At 68.4% G+C, this 348-nt stretch carries 1 protein-coding gene; it reads right to left on the reverse strand.

The genetic code is table 11. The features are described from left to right. Positions 1-232 (reverse strand): DUF1905 domain-containing protein (locus BN358_RS29370; RefSeq protein WP_040583629.1); only part of this gene is annotated, 232 nt, incomplete at its 3' end. Positions 233-348 lie beyond the last annotated feature (116 nt).

Below are 348 nucleotides of genomic sequence, written 5' to 3' on the forward strand. Positions count from 1 at the left end.
TCGTCCGCCAGGTGGTGGCACCCACGCTCACCTCCACCTTCACCGCGCCGAAGCCGGTCGGCGGACCGGACTCGAACCGGATCACATCGGAGAGGTCATCGGGCACCGTGACGAATCGCCACGAACCGCCGGAGTCGCACCACAGCGGGGCGGTGAAGGCCAGGTCGTCCACGACGCTCAATCCTCTTCGGACTCGGTCACTTCCTGCCTGGTCACCTGCAGCGACACCCACGAGGTCGTCGCCGGCGGCTCGGGCTGTTGGGGGTGTGACGAGGATCGCTCACCGGGCTGGTTGGGCCGCACCGGTTCCCCCATCGCAGCCTTCAGCGCCTGTGCGATCGCATTGCC

Source organism: Sedimentibacter sp. B4 (assembly GCF_000309315.1).
GTDB lineage: Bacteria > Bacillota > Clostridia > Tissierellales > Sedimentibacteraceae > Sedimentibacter > Sedimentibacter saalensis.